We start from the raw sequence: 968 nt of genomic DNA, 5'->3' as shown, positions 1-968 counted from the left end.
GCTCAAAGTCGCTGCTTACATGTAAGTAAAATTACAGCGTATAACGCTGTGATAACGGGCACTTGCCCGCACTAACCCCCACCAATCCAATGTATTCACGACACTTTCTTAGCGCTTCGAGATTGGCAAGGTGTCCCGTTCATGACCTTGTTAGCTATCTTTTATGACAATAGTTCTAGCCAACAAATCGCCCAAACGTCTTCTCTTTTTCCCCAAAATAAATGCTGAATCTATGAACCCAAGAGTAATACAAAGAAGGTTTCTAAAAAATGATTGGACCAATGAGCAATATGCTCCTGTTTTTTTATCAATAACCGAGATTTTAAAAACCCACTTCCCCAAACTTCGACCCTTTGGTAATGAATCACTCAAAAGATAATAAGACACAGAAAAAGCTAGTGAATATATTCGAACGCTTTCTGTATCTAATTTAGCTTCACTTAGAATGTAAAAAACACCTATAAAAATCAGCCCACTAATTAGTGAATCTGCCATTTGTGCTAAAAATCGATCTCGAAGAGGTGCTGTCGAAAAGTCTGGTGTTTCGAATGGACCCTCTTCTGGCCTGCCGGAAAGCTCCTCAAGAGCACCAGAAAAGTTTCCCAAATGTGGCTCTTTTTTTTCCATAGCATCCTTCCCTGTAACTAACGTCGTAATAATGGGCGCTGACAACACCCAAAAACCAAAAAAACAACCTCATTCACAATGGGTTAGAAAAACACCGCAGTGCGATTGCGTCCCATTGATTACCTTGTTATAGCAAGAGCCAAACCTTACGCGGCTTGCCGCCAACCTGCTGTTGAACAGGGCCTTTTGACTTTAAATCCAAACGAAACTGTTTCAACAAACCACCAAGAAAAAGCCCTTTCGTTTGAATTCAAAACTGAACGTCAAGAAACAAACACTTTAACCGATCCGCCAGATGACGATTCAAAGCTAACCCCATTTAAACCACCGGCTATGAAAAG

At 41.0% G+C, this 968-nt stretch carries 2 protein-coding genes; one reads left to right on the top strand and one right to left on the bottom strand.

What is annotated here, in order from left to right:
• Window positions 1–150: 150 nt before the first annotated feature.
• Window positions 151–627, bottom strand: coding sequence for an RDD family protein (locus A1OO_RS08380; protein WP_017005324.1), 477 nt, complete (start codon window positions 625–627; stop codon window positions 151–153).
• 105 nt (window positions 628–732) lie between these two features.
• On the opposite strand from A1OO_RS08380, the gene A1OO_RS23675 reads away from it, so the two are divergent.
• On the top strand, window positions 733–968 hold a 236-nt coding region (locus A1OO_RS23675), incomplete at its 3' end, for a hypothetical protein (protein WP_206744157.1).

Source organism: Enterovibrio norvegicus FF-33, from assembly GCF_000286835.2.
Classification (GTDB): Bacteria; Pseudomonadota; Gammaproteobacteria; order Enterobacterales; family Vibrionaceae; genus Enterovibrio; species Enterovibrio norvegicus_A.
Note: the sequence above shows the minus strand (reverse complement) of the source record. Positions and strands in the feature narration are given on the sequence as shown.

Coding starts and splice junctions, on each gene's coding strand:
- A1OO_RS08380 (WP_017005324.1), bottom strand. CDS start 627: ATGGAAAAAAAAGAGCCACATTTGGGAAACTTTTCTGGTGCTCTTGAG.